This is a genomic window from Flavobacterium omnivorum (genome assembly GCF_900099915.1).
Classification (GTDB): domain Bacteria; phylum Bacteroidota; class Bacteroidia; order Flavobacteriales; family Flavobacteriaceae; genus Flavobacterium; species Flavobacterium omnivorum.
In genome coordinates, this window is sequence record NZ_FNDB01000006.1 from 26710 (window position 1) to 45913 (window position 19204).

A 19204-nucleotide genomic window follows, 5' to 3' on the forward strand; every position below is an offset into this window, starting at 1 on the left:
TAACCATCTGAGTCTAGCTTTAATTGTGTTTTTTCTTCTATTTAATTCAACTTAATCGAAAACCGATATAACTTCGTTACTGCAAGTGACAAGAGGACAAAAGTCTCTAGAATACGACCTTTTGAATACAAAAATAAATGATGAAAATTAAATTTAAATCACTAACTTTCATACACTTATATTTATTTTGGAATAGTAAAATTTCGACTGACTTTCTTTGAATTAAATACTGTTATACCATGAAAATTTCTTTAGAAAAAAAAATAATAATTGGTTTCATCCTTAATTTATTTGTTGTTTTTGCAATAGCTTGGGTTTTTATCTTGAGAATTGACAAAAAACGAGATCAATCATTAGACAATTCATTGAATTGGATTGAAATCTCACTAATTATTCTTTCTATTATTTTGTTAACCATCGTCTATTTTATTATCCGGGCTCAACTTCGTGCTAAAGATATTTCTCAAAAATTACTTTCAGAAAATAAGCAATTACTTCAATCCATAATTGACAATACTTCGAGTCCTATATTCATAAAAAAAATAAATGGAGAATATTTGTTAATAAATAAAGAGTTTGAGTCTTTATTTAAAATTTCAAATGAAGAAATAGGAGGAAAAACAGATGAAGATTTTCTGGCACCGCTTACTGCGAACGCCTATCGAGATTCGGATTTTGAAGTCGTCAAAGCTTTGAAAGAATTAAAAACAGAGGAATCAATTCAGCAAGCAGATGGCGAGCACACTTATATCGCGGTCAAATTTCCTATTTATGATGCCACCAAAAGAATATATGCCATAGGAGGCATTTTTACCGATATCTCCGAAAGAAAAAAGCTAGAAGAATCATCTAAAGCTGCGGACAAATTCTTCATGATGTCCGTAGAAATGATGATTATTTCTACGCTGGAAAAATTCATAAAAGTTAATCCGGCAGTTAGTAGAATTTTAGGATATACCGAAGAAGAGCTTTTAAGCAAAAACTTTTTGGAATTTACCCATCCTGATGATCTTGAAATTACGCAAAAAGAAGTTGATAAACTTAAAACCGGAGCGAGTTCTATCAAGTTTGAAAACAGATACATTTGTAAAGATGGTAGCATAAAATGGTTGACGTGGTCCGTTTTTCCAGATGTTAAAAACCGACTGCTGTATGCTGTTGCTAGTGACATTACAAATCAAAAAGAAATAGAAAATGCGCTAAGTGTTTCTAATATGTTTTTTTACATGTCATTTGATATGTTTGTAGTGATCAAAGACCTCAAATTTATAAAAGTTAATCCCGCCTTTACGAGGATTCTTGGCTATGACCAAAATGAAATAATAAACCGGTCCATTTTAGAATTTTTACATCCGGATGATTCAAAAATGGTTACAGATGCAATTAAAAATTTACAAATTAGCGACTCTGTTATTAGTTATAGAGTTCGAGAACGCGTTAAAGATGGCACTTATAAATTACTGGATTGGACTATGACAATTGATATTCAAACAGGAGTCCTATATGCGGTTGCGAGAGATGTTACAAAATTAATTAAAAATGAAGAATCTTTGAAAATATCGAATATGTTTTTCAATATGGCATTCGATATTCTAACGGTTGCCAAAGACGGTCATTTCATCAAAATCAATGAGGCCTTCACTAAAACCCTTGGATACGCTCAAGATGAAATGGATAAAATAAAATTCATAGATTTAATTCATCCTGACGATAGACAGATGGCCACCGAAGTACTTGAAAAACATTACAAAGGAGAATCTATTGTGAATTTCAGGACCCGCTTTTTATGCAAAGACGGGACCTATAAATGGCTAGATTGGAACAGCAATATGGATGTTGAGAATGGAGTGTTTTATTCAGTTGGACGAAACGTCACAAAACTTGTCCAATTAGAAGATGAACAACAAGTCGCCATTAATGATCTTTATGAAAACGAAGAAAAATTGAGGCTAATTGTCGAAAATATTAGTGAAGGAATTATTGTGGCAAATGCCGATAAAAAAATCATCATGGCCAACAACATGGCCAATGAAATTTTTGGAATTGAAGAGGACGACAAAATATCACCCAATCTGAGTAATCACTTTGAATTGTATTTTCCAGATGAGAAAACGATTTTTCCTTCTCAAAATTTACCAATGGAACGCGCATTAAACGGAGAGGTGACAACGGATATCGAAATCATACTTTGGAATCCCATTGCACAGGAAAAGAAACGAGTGCTCATCAGTGGCAGACCATTGGTAGACCAAAATAACGCTGTTGTCGCTGCTGTTGTCACTATAAAAGACATTAGCAAATACAAACAGATGGAGCAAGAGTTAAAGGAAACAGAATCAAAATACCGACAATTAATTGGGTACCGCAAAGGAGGAAGTGACACTATGATTTAAACCTTAAATTGACTACCTGAATTATTAATTGCCGGATGACAAAGTCTGGTTCAGTTTTGCTTTTACTTCTGAAAACCATTCCTCCTTTAAGATACTTAAAACAATAGTGTCCCGTCGCAATTCGCTTCCTAAAGTTGGCATGTGATTTCTTAAAACTCCTTCTACTTTACAACCAATGCTTTTCATGGCTGCAATACTTCGTTGATTGCTATTATCCGCGCGGAATTCTACTCGTTCTACACCTAAGTTTTCAAATGCAAATTGTAACAACAAGAATTTACAATGTTTGTTTAAACCCGTTCCTCGGAATGCTTTTCCGTACCAAGTATAGCCTAACTGAAGAGTTTTGAATGCCAGATTCATATCATAAAAACGAGTACTCCCAGCATATTTTCCTGATTTTTTGTCGAAAACGATAAAGGGGAATTCTGTACCATTTGCTCTCGCTTTTAAGGCAATTTGAATATAATTTTCCAGATTATCTTTTCCATTAGCACGAATTAACGAGTACTGCCAAGTTTCTGGCTCATTCATGGAAATTTCTAATAAATTATCCACATCTGATTTTTGTAATGGCCGTAACAAAACGACTTCATCCTCTAGAATTACCTCCTCTGAAAAATTAAAATTCATATACTATCCAATTAATTATAAAGCAACCAAATGCATCAAATATAAACTATAAAGTTCGCTTTCTAAGAATTATTTAGCGGAGCTATTTCAATTTCAAAAATTACTCCTTTAACAAAAATCGAAAATATACTTCTAAATTTAAAATGATAAATCAAACGCTTCTTCTTAATGAGTTTATTACTATTATTTCTTACTTTAGTTCTTTGAAATAACAAATTCGTTTGCTCGAAAAAATAACGCCAAACCTAAATTTTAAACATGAAAACAATCCAATCATTCCTGCTCTATTTCTTGCTTTGTAGTGCCTGTTCTTCTTATTCTCAAAACCAAAAACCGAAAGAATTTAAAGTAGAATTTGAAAAATTTACCTTAGATAACGGATTACAAGTCATCTTACACCTCGATAGATCAGATCCAGTTGTGGCTGTTGCTTTGACAAGCCACGTAGGTTCTGCGAGAGAAAAAGCGGGCCGAACCGGATTTGCTCATTTATTTGAACACTTACTTTTCTTGGAATCAGAGAATTTAGGTAAAGGCGGTCTTGATAAAATGAGTGCGCGTATTGGTGGTGCTGGAGCAAATGGATCTACTAGTAGAGACCGTACTAATTATTTTCAAACCGTTCCTAAAGATGCATTAGAAAAAATGATTTGGGCTGAAGCAGATAAATTAGGCTATTTTATCAACACGGTCACAGAACCTGTTCTATCAAAAGAAAAACAGGTCGTTAAAAATGAAAAAAGACAGAGTTATGATAATAGACCTTACGGACATACCTTTTCTGTAATATCTAAAAACTTATACCCGTCAACGCATCCCTATAATTGGGATGTTATTGGTTCTTTAGAAGACCTACAAAATGCTACTCTTGAAGATGTAAAAAGTTTTTACAATCGCTGGTATGTTCCTAACAATGTTACCCTGACTATTGCTGGAGATTTTGATGTTAAACAAACTAAAGCATGGGTTGAAAAATATTTTGGAGAAATAAAGCGTGGCGAAGCAATTCCTAAAATGGAAAAACAGCCTGTGACATTGTCAGAAACCAAGAAACTCTATTATGAGGATAATTTTGCAAAGCTACCACAACTCACATTAACTTGGCCATCTGTTTACGAGTATCATCCTGATAGTTATGCGTTAGAAGTGCTGGCCAGTTATCTTTCAAAAGGTAAAAAAGCGCCTTTGTACAAAATTCTTGTTGAAGACAAAAAATTAACCGATGCAGCTGATGTGTTTCAATATAATTCAGAAATAGCCGGTCAGTACATGTTAAGTGTTACCGCATTTGAAAAAGTAAACCTGAATGAAGTTTTGAACGGCGTCAACGAAGCTTTTAAAAACTTTGAAACGGAAGGGATTTCACAACAAGATTTAGACCGAATCAAAGCGGGACAAGAAACCGCTTTCTACACTAATTTGTCTAGTGTATTGGGAAAAGGATTTCAACTAGCACAATATGAAATTTTCGCGGGAACACCAGAGTATATTAACCAAGATGTGAAAAAAATTCTGGCAGTGTCTACTGAAGATGTAATGCGGGTATATCAAAAGTACATTAAAGGAAAACAGTATGTAGCCACTAGTTTTGTTCCAAAAGGAGAATCAACTTTAATCTTAAATGGTTCTACATTAGCCGCTGTAGTAGAGGAAAAAATAGTTGAAGGAAAGGAAGATTCCTTCGATGCTAGCATTGCGGCAACGTATGAAAAAACACCTTCTAAATTTGATAGAAGTAAGGAGCCAGCTTATGGTGAAAGCCCTGATGTAGAGTTACCTTCAGTTTGGAAGAGCAAGTTATCATCTGGACTAAACGTTTTGGGAATTGAAAACCAAGAAGTACCTCTTGTACAATTTCAGTTACAAATAAAGGGAGGAATGCTCCTAGAAGATAGTGATAAAATAGGAGTTTCGAATATGCTGGCTCAACTGATGACTAAAGGGACCAAAAACAAAACACCAGAACAATTGGAAAATGCTATTGAAAGTCTTGGAGCCACAATTAACGCCTACGCAACAGACGAAGCAATTTTTATCTCGGTGACTACATTGGCAAAGAATTACAACGCTACTATGGCGTTAGTTCAAGAAATAGTAGTACAACCACGCTGGGATGCAAAAGAATTTGAATTAATAAAGCAAAGTACTTTAAGCCAGATTTTACAACAAAAAGCAGATCCTAATAGCATCGCCAGAAATGAATTCAAAAAATTAATTTATGGAAATGAATCTATTTTAGCGTACAATCGCATTGGAACTGAAAGTACGGTCAAGAAAATTACGCTAGAGGATTTGAAAAATTATTACGCTAAAAATACTGCTCCTTCGGTCGCTAATTTTCAGATTGTAGGTGCTATTTCAAAAACGAATGTTATTAATTCTTTAACTTCTTTAAATAGAGAGTGGAAATCTAAAAATATTACTTTTCCAAAAATTACAATTGGGAATACAATCACCTCATCAAAAATTTATTTTTATGATGTTCCAGGGGCAAAACAATCCGTAATCCGAATTGGTTATCCTGCGCTTGCAGCCACAGATGCAAATTTTTATCCAGCCCAAATAATGAATTATCGTTTAGGTGGTGGTAGTTTTGCGTCCCAGCTTACACAGCAATTACGAGAGGGAAAAGGATATACTTATGGCATAAGTTCCTCCTTTACTGGCTCTACTAATAAAGGGCCATTCCTCATTTCTAGTGGTGTAAGATCAAATGTAACCTTTGAATCTGTGAATTTGATCAAGGAAATCTTGCAGCAGTATGGGGAAAATTTTAGCGAGAATGACCTTGAAGTAACCAAAGGATATTTAATAAAGAGCAATGCTAGAGCATTTGAAACGTTGTCATCAAAACTAGAAATGCTTTATGATATTAGCAACTATAATTACGCTGATGACTATGCAAAACAACAGGAAAACATTGTGAAAAATAGCACAGTGGATAGTATAAAAAAGCTTTCAGAAAACTATTTGAATCCTGATAAAATGATCTATTTAGTAGTAGGAGATGCGGAGACACAGTTAAAAAAGTTATCTCAAATTGGTTTTGGAGAGCCTATTCTTTTGAATAAAACGGGAACAAAATAATGCTCCGTTTGCTGTCATTATTGTTGGTTCGAATTACAGATCGTAATTAGCCCAAATCGAAGTAAAAAGCCCAGACTGCAAAAAAACAATTTTTTCTTGTCCTGAAAGAGCGACCAGCGGGAGCTCCTTTCAGGACAAGAAAAATGTTTATTTAAGGGAGGACTTGAAGCGTAGTGCTAGATTAGCTTCAAAAAAAATACTCGGCCATTTCATCATAGCGCTGTGGGACTTGAGGATCATACAGGGCACATTTGAACTCCTCCATTATGTTTACCAAGGCATCCATGGTCTTGCCTTCGGTACCATAACAATCAATTTTTATACTTTGAGGTGTCGTTCTAATGTGAAATGCACCTACCCCATTGTTATTTTTCCAACTTTTATCGTCGACTTTTTCCCATTTTGAGAAAACCGATGCAATTCTATTCAAGATGACTTGAACAGGAAGTTCTTCTAATCCTTCAATGTGAGCCTCTTCTTCGATAAGAGCTTCATAAACTTCATGATGGTTTAAATAAATTCCTTCAAGATATTTCCAAAAAAGTAATTCGTACATAGATAAAAAATTAAAAGATTAAAGAATTGAAAGATTGAAAATGAACTTCAATTGAAGTTTTTTAATATTCGAAAGTTCCATATTCGCTGGTAATCGTCAGTTTTTTAACGTCAGATTCCGTTACTCTACCTACAATTTGTGCATCAACATTAAATGATTTTGAAATTCCAATAATAGCATCCGCAACATCTTCTGGAACATAAATTTCCATTCTGTGTCCACAATTAAAAACTTGATACATTTCTTTCCAGTCCGTTTTGGATTGTTCTTGTATCAATTGAAACAATGGTGGCACTGGAAATAAATTATCTTTTATAATGTGTAAGTTTTCTATAAAATGCAAAATTTTGGTTTGCGCTCCTCCACTACAATGCACCATTCCGTGAATTTCAGTAGAAGTATAAATATCTAAAATTTTCTTGATAATTGGCGCGTAGGTTCTGGTTGGCGAAAGCACTAATTGTCCTGCATCTATTGGTGAATTTTCAACGGCATCAGTCAATTTTACTTGTCCGGAATAGATTAATTCCTCAGGTACTGCTGGATCAAAACTTTCTGGATATTTAGTTGCCAGGTACTTCCCAAAAACATCATGACGTGCCGATGTCAAGCCGTTGCTTCCCATTCCGCCATTATAGCTTTTCTCATACGTAGCTTGACCAAAAGAAGCTAATCCTACTATTACGTCTCCTGCTTTAATGTTAGCATTGTCGATTACTTTGTTTCGTTTCATACGAGCTGTAACTGTTGAATCAACAATGATAGTTCGAACAATATCACCTACATCTGCGGTTTCACCCCCTGTGGAATGTATGGTTACCCCAAAAGAGTATAATTCTTTGATTAATTCTTCAGTTCCATTGATAATTGCTGAAATTACTTCGGCAGTAATTAGATTTTTGTTTCGTCCAATAGTGGATGAAAGCAAAATATTATCGGTAGCACCTACACATAGCAGGTCATCAATATTCATGATTAAGGCATCTTGAGCAATGCCTTTCCAAACTGAAATATCGCCAGTCTCTTTCCAATATAAGTATGCCAAAGAGGATTTTGTTCCCGCTCCATCTGCATGCATTATAAGACAATAATCATCATCTTGAGTCAGGTAATCAGGGACTATTTTACAAAAAGCTTGCGGAAATAACCCTTTGTCAATGTTTTTTATTGCGTTGTGTACGTCTTCTTTGGATGCTGAAACACCGCGAAGAGCATATCTTTTTGAAGTATCTGAACTCATGTAGTATAGTTGTGAAGCCTGCCTTTAAGCAGCTAGTTGTGCCGCAAAGATAATTATTTTTTTTCGGTTTTGTCTAACGAGTTTAAGAACTGTTTTTGTATCAATTATTTTTTAAAAAGAAATTATTTAAAGTTACAAATAAGCAACTGCCTGCTTAATATCCTAAAGCTATTATAAAAAAATGTCTACCTGAGTTAGGCAGACATTTTTAGATTTACGTTACCCTATTTTATTTCCATTCCGGCATGGAACCGCCTGCAAATAAGATCGCACGAGTATCTACATCGTTAATACTAGCTTTCACAACGTTCTTTGTGGAAATTCCATCATTAGAAGTACTGGTAAAAATGACTTCGGCTTCATTTGGAGAAAATTTAACATCGAGGTCATTAAATCCATTTGGTTTGCTTGTATCGATTTCAGTTGAGGCATTAGTCACTCGATTGTATATAAAAATGCGAGAATCAAGTCGTCTATAATTGGCACTTTGATAGCCTGAAACATCTCTAGTATACACAATATTTCTATTATCAACAGAAATATTCAATCCGCTAACTGCTCCACTTAATCCAGAAAGGACTTGATAAAGTAAGACTCCAGCACTATTTATGACATAAATTTCTGCGTTATACCCTGAGATATCATTCACTTTCAACACGATTTGACTTCCATCCTGACTCCAATCACATTCTGATATAAATTTACCATTTGGCGTTTTAAATATTTGTACTAATCCACTACCATTAGCATTAATCTGATACAATTTATCAAAATTTGGATAAATCAATTGACTACCGTTAGTGCTCCAACTGTAACTTACATGTTCCATATTAAATCCTGCAATTGGAATTGAATTGGTTACTTTAAATACGCTTGAACCATCAGGGTTCATGGTGTAGATTTGATTTTGAGATCCATCAGAACTGATGTAAGCAATTTTTTTAATCTGTAGGTTCTTTTTAGGCCTAAAACTATTAACCTCAGAGGAGGATAATTGCAGTTCATTTCCAGCTTCGTCAGCAGTATAAACAACATTATTACTGTTTACTTTTTTAACATATAAAAATCTAGGATTAGGAAATGCAAGTGTTGTAAAGCTTCTAGTTACACTATTTGAAGGTGCATTAATTCCATCCGATGATGACACTTGCCAATAGTATTTTGTACTATAGCTCAAACCAGATATTTCTAAACTTGGAGTTTTAATATCTTTGAAAGTAGTAATAACGTCTGTAGTTCCGTTTTTAAGAGTTACTGTAAACGTAAGTGGATCAAGTTCTTTGTCAGTCGCTGTCCATGTCAAATTTAGTTTTAAAGCCTGACCTTTAGCATCGTCTGCAGGGGCTGTTAATAGTGGGATTTCAGGTGGTTTATTATTTGCTGTTGAAATATCTAATTCAAAAATTATCTGAACAGTGGTATTTTTCGCAACAGTTGCAGGCTCAAATTTTGAGATATATCCATCTTTTTGAGCTTGGAAAGAGTATTTCCCCACTAAAATTTCGCTAAATTCAAAATAACCATCTTTATCAGAAAAGTAGGTACTCGTTGTAGGGCTGGTAGAGACTCTAGCATTTGCAATAGGCTCGAAAGTTTCAGAATCTACAACTCTACCTTTTACTATTCCCATGCCACTATCATCAATCTGTTCTTCGGAACAAGAAACGAAGAGAATGAAACACATTATGATTTTTATCGCTAATTTTTTCATCTTTATATTGTATTATTAATTTAGATATCTGAGTACATTTGAACTTTTAGTTCCCAATTTTTTCCTAATTATTACTGTCGATTACGTTTAACCTCACTTAATTTTAGTTTTTTGTTTTCGAGGAAAGTAATAGGTCATTCCAAAACCGAAACGCCAATAATAATCATCTCGAACTCCGCTTACGACGTAGTCAATATTATCTGAAAAATTCAAATTGTGCTCTCCGTACAACTTTAAACCAAAATTATTAGTGACCAAATATTCTATACCGGCACCGTATTGAACCTTTCCTGCGAAATTTTCATAAGCAGAATTAAAACTAGTCCCAAAACCGCCAAAAAAGTAAGGTGTGAGAACATCATAGGGAAGAACTAAATACTCCAAATTTAAATCTAAAGAAGCGTAACCAACATCTAATTTTTCCTTGTTTCCGAGTCGAAACACATTACTCGAAGCACTCAAAATAAGGTTTGGTTTTATGAAGTACTTTACTGCACCTCTGAGCATTGGTTTAGCAACAGGATTAGGATAATCACCAGCCATATAAGTTGCTCCACCTGTAGCCTCTAAACCTAACTTTCCTCTCTTTTCATTTCTATTCCTACCATGTAATAGAGCTAAATCCGACTCCTCTTTCTCTTTTGTGTAGGTATCTAAAAAGGTAGTTACTTCCTTGGAGGTGGCATTTACTTCCCAAAGATTATCTTTAATTCCATCAACGATTAAGCCTTCAACAGCTTTTTCGATGGCCTCAGTAACGGCAAGTTGAATTGGTTCATTCCTAGTGAAACCAGTTTCCACTTCGAGAAGTCTTTTAATATTCACATATTTAAATAGGTTTGCATCTACGCTTTGAGAAAGAATTGTTTTGGAAACATAAACGGTATTCAAAATTTTTCCATTAGAGGTCGAAACCAGCCTAAGATAAATGGAGATTCGATCCTGTCTATATCGAGTAGAACCACCAGTTCCAAAATACCTCGCTCCAAACCCACCAGTAATAATGTTAGAATCATAGGATATTATTCCTCCTTCTAACAAAACTCCTGCAAATAATAGTGGCGTTAACTGGGTTTCTGGAGTTTTTGAATCTGTCGCATATTCTTGTCGAGTGGATCTTATAATGTTTCTCTCGTTTAAAAGATTGCCAAGATTTTCTCTTTCTATTGGCACAAACCATTTGGAGTCTCCTAAGGCTTTTATCAGAATAGAAGTTGCACCTTGAGTTACAGCTGTACTAAAAGTACTCCCTTGATCAATAGCTTTATACTGTCCAGTTTGATCTTTAAATTTATACACCCCAACAACAATCTGCTCCTTAGGTTTAGGCAGTTTTGTGAGTAATGAGGTAGCTGGTGTGTTTTCTCCATAGACTGCTTTTTCAATACCAACTGGCTGATTGAAATAAGCTCCACAACTAGACAATAGAAAAACAAAGACAAGTGTGATTGTAGCGTTTTTATTCATAACAATAGGTCGGATTTAAGGGCACATTTTGGGCAAAATTGCATTCTGATTATTTTAAAATTTGAAGGAATAATTTTAAAATAAAGTAGTACGTTTGAAATTTTTTATTCTCGTGATTCTAATTTCCTGGAATAATAATCTGAGTCTGTTCGCCAGTATCGGTATCAAGTATATCGACAACTAAACCAAGATTTGAAGGATAAATATCCACCGATAGGCTTCCAAATACATAAGCACCCTCCTTTATCCCTCCAGTTCCAAATTGTTTTTGAAATAAGGAATTGGAAATTTGATTCAGAATCTGATTATTAAGATTTTGCTTGAAACGCTCTAGCTCTGTTGGTTGCTCAAATCCGTTCCCGGCATCCTCTTTAAATTCATTTTGAGCTTCAGCTGAACTAAGTAGCCACTGATAGTTGAATGTATCTCCACCAAAAGCAGGATTTCTAGGTTTATAAACTAAATCTTGAGCACTTAAATTCACAAAAAACATACAGAATAAGGCTGTTAAAAATAATAGTTTCATAATAGTATTGTTTTAAATATTGGAATAGTTTTTGGATTTTTAAAAATCTTTACAGCTGTAAAATTTTATTAATTCAACATTACAAATCTTCAATATATTTATGATGACAGATTATTACAACTAATTAATAGTGCGTAATAAATTTGGCGTTTTTTTCAATATTTTTAAAATATTTAAATATTTTGGAGGATGATGTTTCCGCCATATATTTTAGAAAATCTTCATCCGGCCTAGCATTGAATTCCTCAATAATATCGCTATCTACTTTCACGGTTATTTTAGTAGTTCGACCAAATGATAACTCCTCTTGAAGTGTAATTATTTTTTGAGATTTGATATTCAATTTGGAAAATTCAGAGTAAAATAAATCGTAGAAATCAGAACCTAATTTTGTTTTTGTTTCATTAGCGACAATCCCTATCATTTCCAATCCATCATTAGGCCTAATTACCGACACCTTAGCTTCATCTTCCCCACCAAAAACAACACGATCTTTACCTATGATTTTATTATCCTCATCATAAATCAATAACAATATAATAATCTGATCCTGTGCACCCCTGTTAACCTGAGTTTTAGACAAGCTGACTTTTTGGATTGGCTCTAATGTTGCACGACCCTCCTGGGCATTGTCAGATCTATTAGCATTTGCCTTGTTTTTCTTAAAAACAGTAAGTTTGAATGAAATATTTCTAAATTCAGATTTTAAATTTTCCACTGTTGCTGTCGCTGAAAGTGTATTTTCTATTTCTTCGACCTCTATTTTTGGTTTAATGTCTTTGTTAATATTTTGAGAAAAACAAAATCCTATATTAACTAAGAAAAGGAAAATGGTCTTATATCTACTTAATTTCATAACCTAATGATTAAATATATAAATCGTCCCTGAATTTCCTGTCTGAGTGATTTTCAAATCCTTGGAAATTGAATTTGTACCGTTATTGAATAAGGTGAGATTATTTCCTTCTTGACTTATAGTCATATCAATAGCAGAACCTGAATACAAAGAAAAATCACTGATAAAATTATTAGATCCCGATTGTGAAACGGACTGATTGAGATCACCCGTATTCTTATACATATCCAAATAGTTATTGAAACCATTTTGATTGACGGCGATTTCATAATTTTCGGACTTTACTACAACCGTCGATAAATTATTAAAACCTATTTGTTGTACTTGTATTAAATTACTATTTTGAAGATAATTATCTAATAATTGAGTTTGGCCGATGACACCATCATTAAATTTAGAAATTGTTGTTTTGTCTATCAGCTCATAAATACCTGAAGAAGTATTTGTTTGAAGAACTTGAGCCTTTACGCAACTGACATTTAAAAAAACAATGATAAAAAGCGTAGTGAAAATTTTTGATTTCATGACTTGTTAATTTATTGTCAAACATATAAAATAGCGGATTCTGATAATAATTACAAAAACGAATCATAAAACTAAACTCCAAAAAAAATGAATTTAGGTAGGATAATTTATGAATTACTTTATCTGAAAAGAATAAAATTTGTAAATTATTCTGAGATAAAATTATCTTAAAAATAAAGGGATAGAGTTGATACTTCAACTCCATCCCTCATTATATTGCGGAAATTAGTTAGATTGGAAAACAATGCTAGTATTTCCAAGTCCCCACTGATTTACAGTACTCATGTGATCATTTCCAGTTTGAAAAGTCCAAGCAGTGTTGAAAGTTCCATATTGATTGATGTATGAAGTGTTATCAGCTCCTAATTGCATCGTTAACGCTGTGTTATCATCTCCTAATTGATACACATTGGCATCATTAAAAAATCCAAATTGCAGTACATTAGAATCATTGCGATCTCCATCTTGCATCACATTTGAACTGTTAGCCACAACAAACTGTAAAGTTGTTGATGAATTATCTCTTCCTACTTGAGTAGTTTGAGAATAGTTAAAGTCTCCTAACTGTCCAGTAACGGCGTCATTTCTTCTGCCATTTTGATCAATGTAAGCGGCATTTGCAAAACCAAGTTGCCCAATGTAAGCGTCATTGCGACGACCATCTTGTTCAACATCTGCATAGTTAAAAAACCCTCCTTGATTAGTGTCTGATTCATTGAATCTTCCGTCTTGATCAATTAGTGCGCCGTTGCCAAAACCGAACTGCAAAACATCTGAATCATTTTGTAGACCCACTTGCATTACTAAGCTCCCATTTGCAATTCCTACTTGGTTCACCATACTTACGTTCCCTTGTGCAAAAGCCAATGAACCTACTAGCATCGCGGAGATGCTCAAAATAACTTTTTTCATAATAAATATATTTAATTGGTTGTTAATACAAATTAGGATAATAGGTTAAAAAGTGATTTGGGAACCTCTTTTTTAATATTTTTTTAGTAAGAAATAAGAAATTAATTTATTCCTTATTTGAATACTACATTTCAAAGATAGAAAAGAATTTAAAAAATTTAAAAACTAACAAACTGTTTTTTAGGGTAATACTATTTTTTTCGATGAAGTGTTTAACAACCTCGATAAAGGACTAAAATAGCTTTTTAAAAAGTAAGATAAAGAAGACTAAAAAAATATCGATAATTTGTGATAAACTTAAAAAGAGCCTTTTACAAGAAAATATCTTCTAGATAATTTATTAAGTAGAATACACCGATATTAGTTATTCGCAACTTTTCTTAATGGTTTAAATCTAAATTGCTTTGATCGAATCATACTTATATCAATTTTTGTAAGTAATTTACTTTTTATTCCTATGGTAATACCGCAAGCTCCATCGATTTAGATACCAAGCAGTATTTGTCTTTAGCATCACTGAACAATTAGGCCCTACCTAATGTCTACTAATCTGAAGCATTCTTCTAAATCGAAATCCAGGATTTTACTCCAGCGAGCGAGCTCTTAAAAAGCGAACTGATTGAAGTAACTAGAAGTGAAGAATAACCATTACTTGATGATACTAATGTAAAATGTATAAATCTCGATACGATATTGACAAACATTAAAAAAGTCCCCTACTATCTTGCGAAAGTAGAGGACCTTTTGAATTCCAATCGTATTTCTATGCACTTCCTTAGTTAGACTGCATAACAAAACTCATATTTCCAGTTCCCCATTGGTTCACTGTACTCATATGGTAATCACCCATTTGAAGAGTCCAAGCAAAGTTTGATGTCCCATCCTGATTAATATAAGAAGTATTATATTCTCCAAATTGAGTGGTCATTGAGTTATTAAATTGACCATATTGATCTACATAAGAGTTATTATCTAAACCTATTTGCAACACAACACTTCCATTATTATGTCCTTCTTCGTAGATATTAGAATAATTTCCAGTCCCAAGCTGCGTAGTAAGTGCTGTTTGATATCGCCCTAATTGATTTGTTTCAGAAAGATTAAAATATCCCTCTTGATCCGTTACCGCTAAATTTTGTTTTCCTCCATCTTGTTTAATGTAGGCTGCATTACCAACGCCTAGCTGATCAATAAAGGCATGGTTTTCTCTGTTTCGTTGATTTACATCTGCAAGATTTCCCATTCCTGACTGAATAATATGCGAATCGTTGTACTTACCATCTTGATCCACCAGAGACAAATTTAAAATTCCTACTTGCAACACATCTGAATCATTAGCCACTCCCTCCTGCAGGACCATAGCCATGTTTGAAGTACCGTACTGATTAACCAAACTTACATTCCCTTGCGCAAAATTAATTGAGGCCACAAGTATCGCGGAGATACTTAAAATTACTTTTTTCATAATACATATATTTAATTGGTTGTTAATACAAACTAATAAATAGGTTAACTGAAAGAAATGGGAATTATTTTTTATGCAATAATTAATAAGAAATCCATTTTTAATTAATTGTTTATCAAATTACCACTGATCAAAGATAGGAAAGATTCGAAATAATAAAAACATCAAGTACCTGTTTAACAGTATTTTATAATTTTATTTCGTCAAGATGCTATTCTAAATCGACTAATGGCATTTTACAGATATTTATACATCAGAAATATGTTATTAAAATAAAAACGATTTTATCCATAAAAAAAGAGGCCTTAAAAGCCTCTTTTATTTTAACACAACGGTATCTATGTTACTTAGTAAACAACAATTCTCTATATTTAGTCAATGTCCAAATTTCGTTATCAACCAACAACTCTAATTTATCACAGTGATTTCTAATGATTTCAAAATATGGTTTTACTTTATTACAATATGCTTCTGCCATTTCCTGCGCATCAGTCAAATTATTTGCACTCTTTCTCTCGTTAGTCATCTCTTGTACTTTAGAGTTGATTCCTTCGATATGACCTGAAATTTCTTTTATCAAAACGATTTGTTCTTTGGCAATAGTTTCAAAATCTGCCCCAAAAATATCCTTCAACCCTTTCACATTTGCAATCAACGTATTTTGATAACGAATTGCTGTTGGTATAACGTGATTTTTTGAAATATCACCTAGAACGCGACCTTCAATTTGAATTTTCTTGGTATATTCCTCTAATTCAATTTCGTATCGTGCTTCTACTTCAATATGATTCATAATATTCAATTCAGAAAACAAATCTAAAGATTGTTTAGAAATTCTTGCTTTTAAAGCTTCAGGAGTCGTTTTGAAGTTACTCAAACCTCTTTTTGCAGCTTCTACTTCCCATTCTTCACTATAACCGTCTCCTTCAAAAAGGATTTTTTTAGATTGCTTGATGTACTCTCTTAAAACATTGAAGATCGCGTCGTCTTTCTTCATGTCTTTAGAATCAATCAAAGCATCAACTTCAACTTTAAAATCTCTAAGTTGTTTTGCAACAATAGCGTTCAAAGTGGTCATTGCATTCGAACAGTTCGCTGTAGATCCTACTGCTCTAAACTCAAATTTATTTCCTGTAAAAGCAAATGGTGAAGTTCTATTTCTATCAGTGTTGTCTAAAAGAACGTCTGGAATTTTTCCTACTACGTTTAATTTTAGATCTGTTTTCTCTTCTGGGGATAATTTACCTGTGGTAACGCCTTCTAACTCTGCTAAAACTTTCGTCAATTGTCCTCCAATAAATACGGAGATAATTGCAGGAGGTGCTTCATTAGCTCCAAGTCTATGATCATTACTTGCAGAAGCAATAGCTGCTCTCAATAATGACTCATTATCATTTACCGCTTTTATGGTATTAATAAAGAAGGTCAAAAATTGCAAATTACTCATTGGCGTTTTACTAGGACTCAACAAGTTTACACCCGTATCAGTAGCTAAAGACCAGTTATTATGTTTTCCTGAACCATTCACTCCTTTGAAAGGTTTTTCATGGAATAACACTTTCAATTCATGACGTTCTGCTACTTTTTGCATTACATCCATCAACAAACAGTTATGATCAACGGCTAAGTTTGTTTCTTCAAAAATAGGCGCTAATTCAAATTGATTTGGCGCTACTTCATTGTGACGCGTTTTCACGGGAATTCCTAACAACATACATTCTTGCTCCAAATCTCTCATGTAAGTCAAGGCACGTGTTGGAATTGATCCAAAATAATGATCGTCTAATTGTTGTCCTTTCGCAGAGGTATGTCCTAACAAAGTTCTTCCTGTCATAATTAGGTCAGGGCGTGAATTTGCCAAAGCTCTATCTACTAAGAAATATTCTTGTTCCCAACCTAAAGTGGCGGTAACTTTTTTTACATTTTTATCAAAATATTTACATACTTCAGTGGCTGCGTCGTCCATGACCGTTAAAGCACGTAATAAAGGTGTTTTATAATCCAAAGCCTCTCCTGTGTAGGAAATAAAAACAGTTGGAATACATAAGGTCGTTCCAAAAATAAACGCTGGAGATGTTGGATCCCATGCTGTATAGCCTCGCGCTTCGAATGTGTTTCTAATTCCTCCATTTGGAAAACTAGAAGCATCCGGTTCTTGTTGTACTAATTGAGCACCACCAAACTTTTCTACTGGATCGCTACCATCATAAGAGGTTTCAAAAAAAGCATCATGTTTCTCTGCTGTAGTTCCTGTTAGAGGTTGAAACCAGTGTGTGTAATGAGTTACTCCTTTAGATAAGGCCCATTCCTTCATTCCCATTGCGATATAATCTGCTAATTTTCTATCAATTTTAGTTCCATGCTGTACTGCATCGCGCACGCCTTTAAAAGCATCAGAAGTTAAAAATTGCTTCATCGCTTTGTCATTAAAGACATTGGCACCAAATATCGTTGATTTTCTATCTGATTCTTCAAATTTAACTGGCTTTCTAGTCGATGCTTCTCTCAAAGCTTGAAAACGTAATGTTGACATAAAAATTGATTTTAATTAATTAGACCCCTACTATTTTGATGCAAATATAATTTAATTATTACTTTTATAAAATTTTACCTCTTATTTTTATGGGTAAAAGCTCTAAATTTATTAAATCAACAGAAAATCGTACTATAAATAACAACTTAGCAATTTATAGTGTGTTATTTTTCTAAGTAATACATTCTGTAAAATTTATACTCTTAACAAGGCTATTAACTTTCGATAAAATTTTTCTTAAAGTTTAAAAATCAAAAGTATCTTTACACAAAATTTAAATAACTTATATTATGATTGTGTGGATTACTTTTTTAACCGCTGTTTTAATTTTTCTAGCACTAGACTTAGGAGTTTTCAATAAAACTCCGCATATTATAAGTTCAAAAGAGGCTGGAAAATGGACTGGTATTTGGGTTGCATTGTCATTTATGTTTTCTGGAGTAATCTACTGGCTCTATTCTACAACTTATATTGCTAATCCTGATAACCTTCAGCCTACAACAGCTGCAATAAAATTCATTACTGGATATTTGATTGAGTTATCATTGAGTATTGATAACATTTTCGTGATTGCAATCATCTTTGCGGCATTTAAAATTCCACAGAAATACCAACATCGTGTGCTATTTTGGGGAATATTAGGAGCTATCATTTTTAGAGGTCTAATGATCTTTTTTGGCGTCATGCTTATTAATAAATTCTCTTGGATGACCTATATCTTTGGTGCATTCCTGATCTATACTGCTATGAAAATGTTATTTAGTGGTAAAGATGAACAGTTCCAGCCTAAAAAATCATTCGTATACAGAAGTTTAAAAAAAATAATGCCGATATCTAACCATATTGATGAGGAACATTTTTTTGTAAGAAGAAGACATATAACTGCTGCAACACCTCTTTTTGTTGCGCTAGTAGTTATTGAAGTTATGGATGTGGTTTTTGCTATTGATAGTGTACCGGCAATTTTAGCCATAACAAACGATCCCTTTTTAGTTTTTAGTTCTAATATATTTGCTATTCTGGGATTGCGTTCCATGTATTTTTTCCTTGCAAACATGTTAGCCAAATTTAGCTACTTAGAATACAGTCTGATCGCTATTTTAAGTTTTGTTGGTTTAAAAATGCTACTGCATGAATTTATTAAATTACCAGAATGGGTATCACTTGCTTTTATAGCGCTTTCCCTTATTATTGGGATTGTAATTTCTTTACGAAAAAGCAGCAAAGAATTTGTTTAATACCATCATCAATTAAAACATAAAAAAAGGGAAATCTCACGATTTCCCTTTTTTTATTCACT

Annotated in this window: 14 protein-coding genes; 3 read left to right on the forward strand and 11 right to left on the reverse strand. The window is 33.5% G+C overall.

What is annotated here, in order from left to right; genetic code table 11:
* Window positions 1-239: 239 nt before the first annotated feature.
* On the forward strand, window positions 240-2393 hold the full coding sequence (locus tag BLS90_RS08145; protein ID WP_091257171.1) for a PAS domain S-box protein: 2154 nt from the start codon (window positions 240-242) through the stop codon (window positions 2391-2393).
* 24 nt (window positions 2394-2417) lie between these two features.
* Here the strand turns inward: BLS90_RS08145 and BLS90_RS08150 are convergent, their stop codons facing one another.
* Window positions 2418-3026, reverse strand: a complete 609-nt coding sequence (locus BLS90_RS08150; protein WP_091257172.1) for a GNAT family N-acetyltransferase — start codon at window positions 3024-3026, stop codon at window positions 2418-2420.
* Between the two features lie 258 nt (window positions 3027-3284).
* Between BLS90_RS08150 and BLS90_RS08155 the strand changes: the two genes are divergently transcribed.
* Entirely contained in the window at window positions 3285-6113 is a 2829-nt protein-coding gene (locus tag BLS90_RS08155) for a M16 family metallopeptidase (protein WP_091257173.1), read from the forward strand.
* A 187-nt stretch (window positions 6114-6300) separates the two neighbouring features.
* On the opposite strand, the gene BLS90_RS08160 is transcribed toward BLS90_RS08155, so the two are convergent.
* The 10 genes from BLS90_RS08160 to BLS90_RS08205 form a co-directional block, all read right to left on the reverse strand.
* The gene (locus BLS90_RS08160) at window positions 6301-6669 is read right to left on the reverse strand and encodes a hypothetical protein (RefSeq protein ID WP_091257174.1); all 369 of its coding nucleotides are present in this window, start codon (window positions 6667-6669) and stop codon (window positions 6301-6303) included.
* Window positions 6670-6730: 61 nt separating this feature from the next.
* Complete coding sequence (locus BLS90_RS08165) at window positions 6731-7909, reverse strand: AIR synthase related protein (RefSeq protein WP_091257175.1); 1179 nt, start codon at window positions 7907-7909, stop codon at window positions 6731-6733.
* 229 nt (window positions 7910-8138) lie between these two features.
* Complete coding sequence (locus BLS90_RS08170) at window positions 8139-9620, reverse strand: carboxypeptidase regulatory-like domain-containing protein (RefSeq protein ID WP_245705066.1); 1482 nt, start codon at window positions 9618-9620, stop codon at window positions 8139-8141.
* Between the two features lie 93 nt (window positions 9621-9713).
* A complete protein-coding gene (locus BLS90_RS08175) occupies window positions 9714-11087 on the reverse strand; it encodes a CsgG/HfaB family protein (protein ID WP_091257176.1) in 1374 nt (457 codons plus the stop codon).
* A 118-nt stretch (window positions 11088-11205) separates the two neighbouring features.
* Window positions 11206-11613 carry a curli production assembly/transport component CsgF gene (locus tag BLS90_RS08180; protein WP_091257177.1) on the reverse strand — a complete coding sequence of 136 codons (408 nt, stop codon included), beginning with the start codon at window positions 11611-11613 and terminating at the stop codon, window positions 11206-11208.
* Between the two features lie 124 nt (window positions 11614-11737).
* Window positions 11738-12469, reverse strand: a complete 732-nt coding sequence (locus BLS90_RS08185) for a CsgE family curli-type amyloid fiber assembly protein (RefSeq protein WP_091257178.1) — start codon at window positions 12467-12469, stop codon at window positions 11738-11740.
* A gap of 3 nt (window positions 12470-12472) precedes the next feature.
* Window positions 12473-12994, reverse strand: a complete 522-nt coding sequence (locus BLS90_RS08190) for a hypothetical protein (protein ID WP_091257179.1) — start codon at window positions 12992-12994, stop codon at window positions 12473-12475.
* Between the two features lie 225 nt (window positions 12995-13219).
* Complete coding sequence (locus tag BLS90_RS08195) at window positions 13220-13906, reverse strand: hypothetical protein (protein ID WP_091257180.1); 687 nt, start codon at window positions 13904-13906, stop codon at window positions 13220-13222.
* Window positions 13907-14681: 775 nt separating this feature from the next.
* Window positions 14682-15272, reverse strand: a complete 591-nt coding sequence (locus tag BLS90_RS08200) for a hypothetical protein (RefSeq protein ID WP_175455448.1) — start codon at window positions 15270-15272, stop codon at window positions 14682-14684.
* A gap of 442 nt (window positions 15273-15714) precedes the next feature.
* Window positions 15715-17904 carry a glutamine synthetase III family protein gene (locus BLS90_RS08205; RefSeq protein ID WP_091257182.1) on the reverse strand — a complete coding sequence of 730 codons (2190 nt, stop codon included), beginning with the start codon at window positions 17902-17904 and terminating at the stop codon, window positions 15715-15717.
* A gap of 290 nt (window positions 17905-18194) precedes the next feature.
* On the opposite strand from BLS90_RS08205, the gene BLS90_RS08210 reads away from it, so the two are divergent.
* Window positions 18195-19142, forward strand: coding sequence for a TerC family protein (locus BLS90_RS08210; protein ID WP_091257183.1), 948 nt, complete (start codon window positions 18195-18197; stop codon window positions 19140-19142).
* Window positions 19143-19204: the final 62 nt, after the last annotated feature.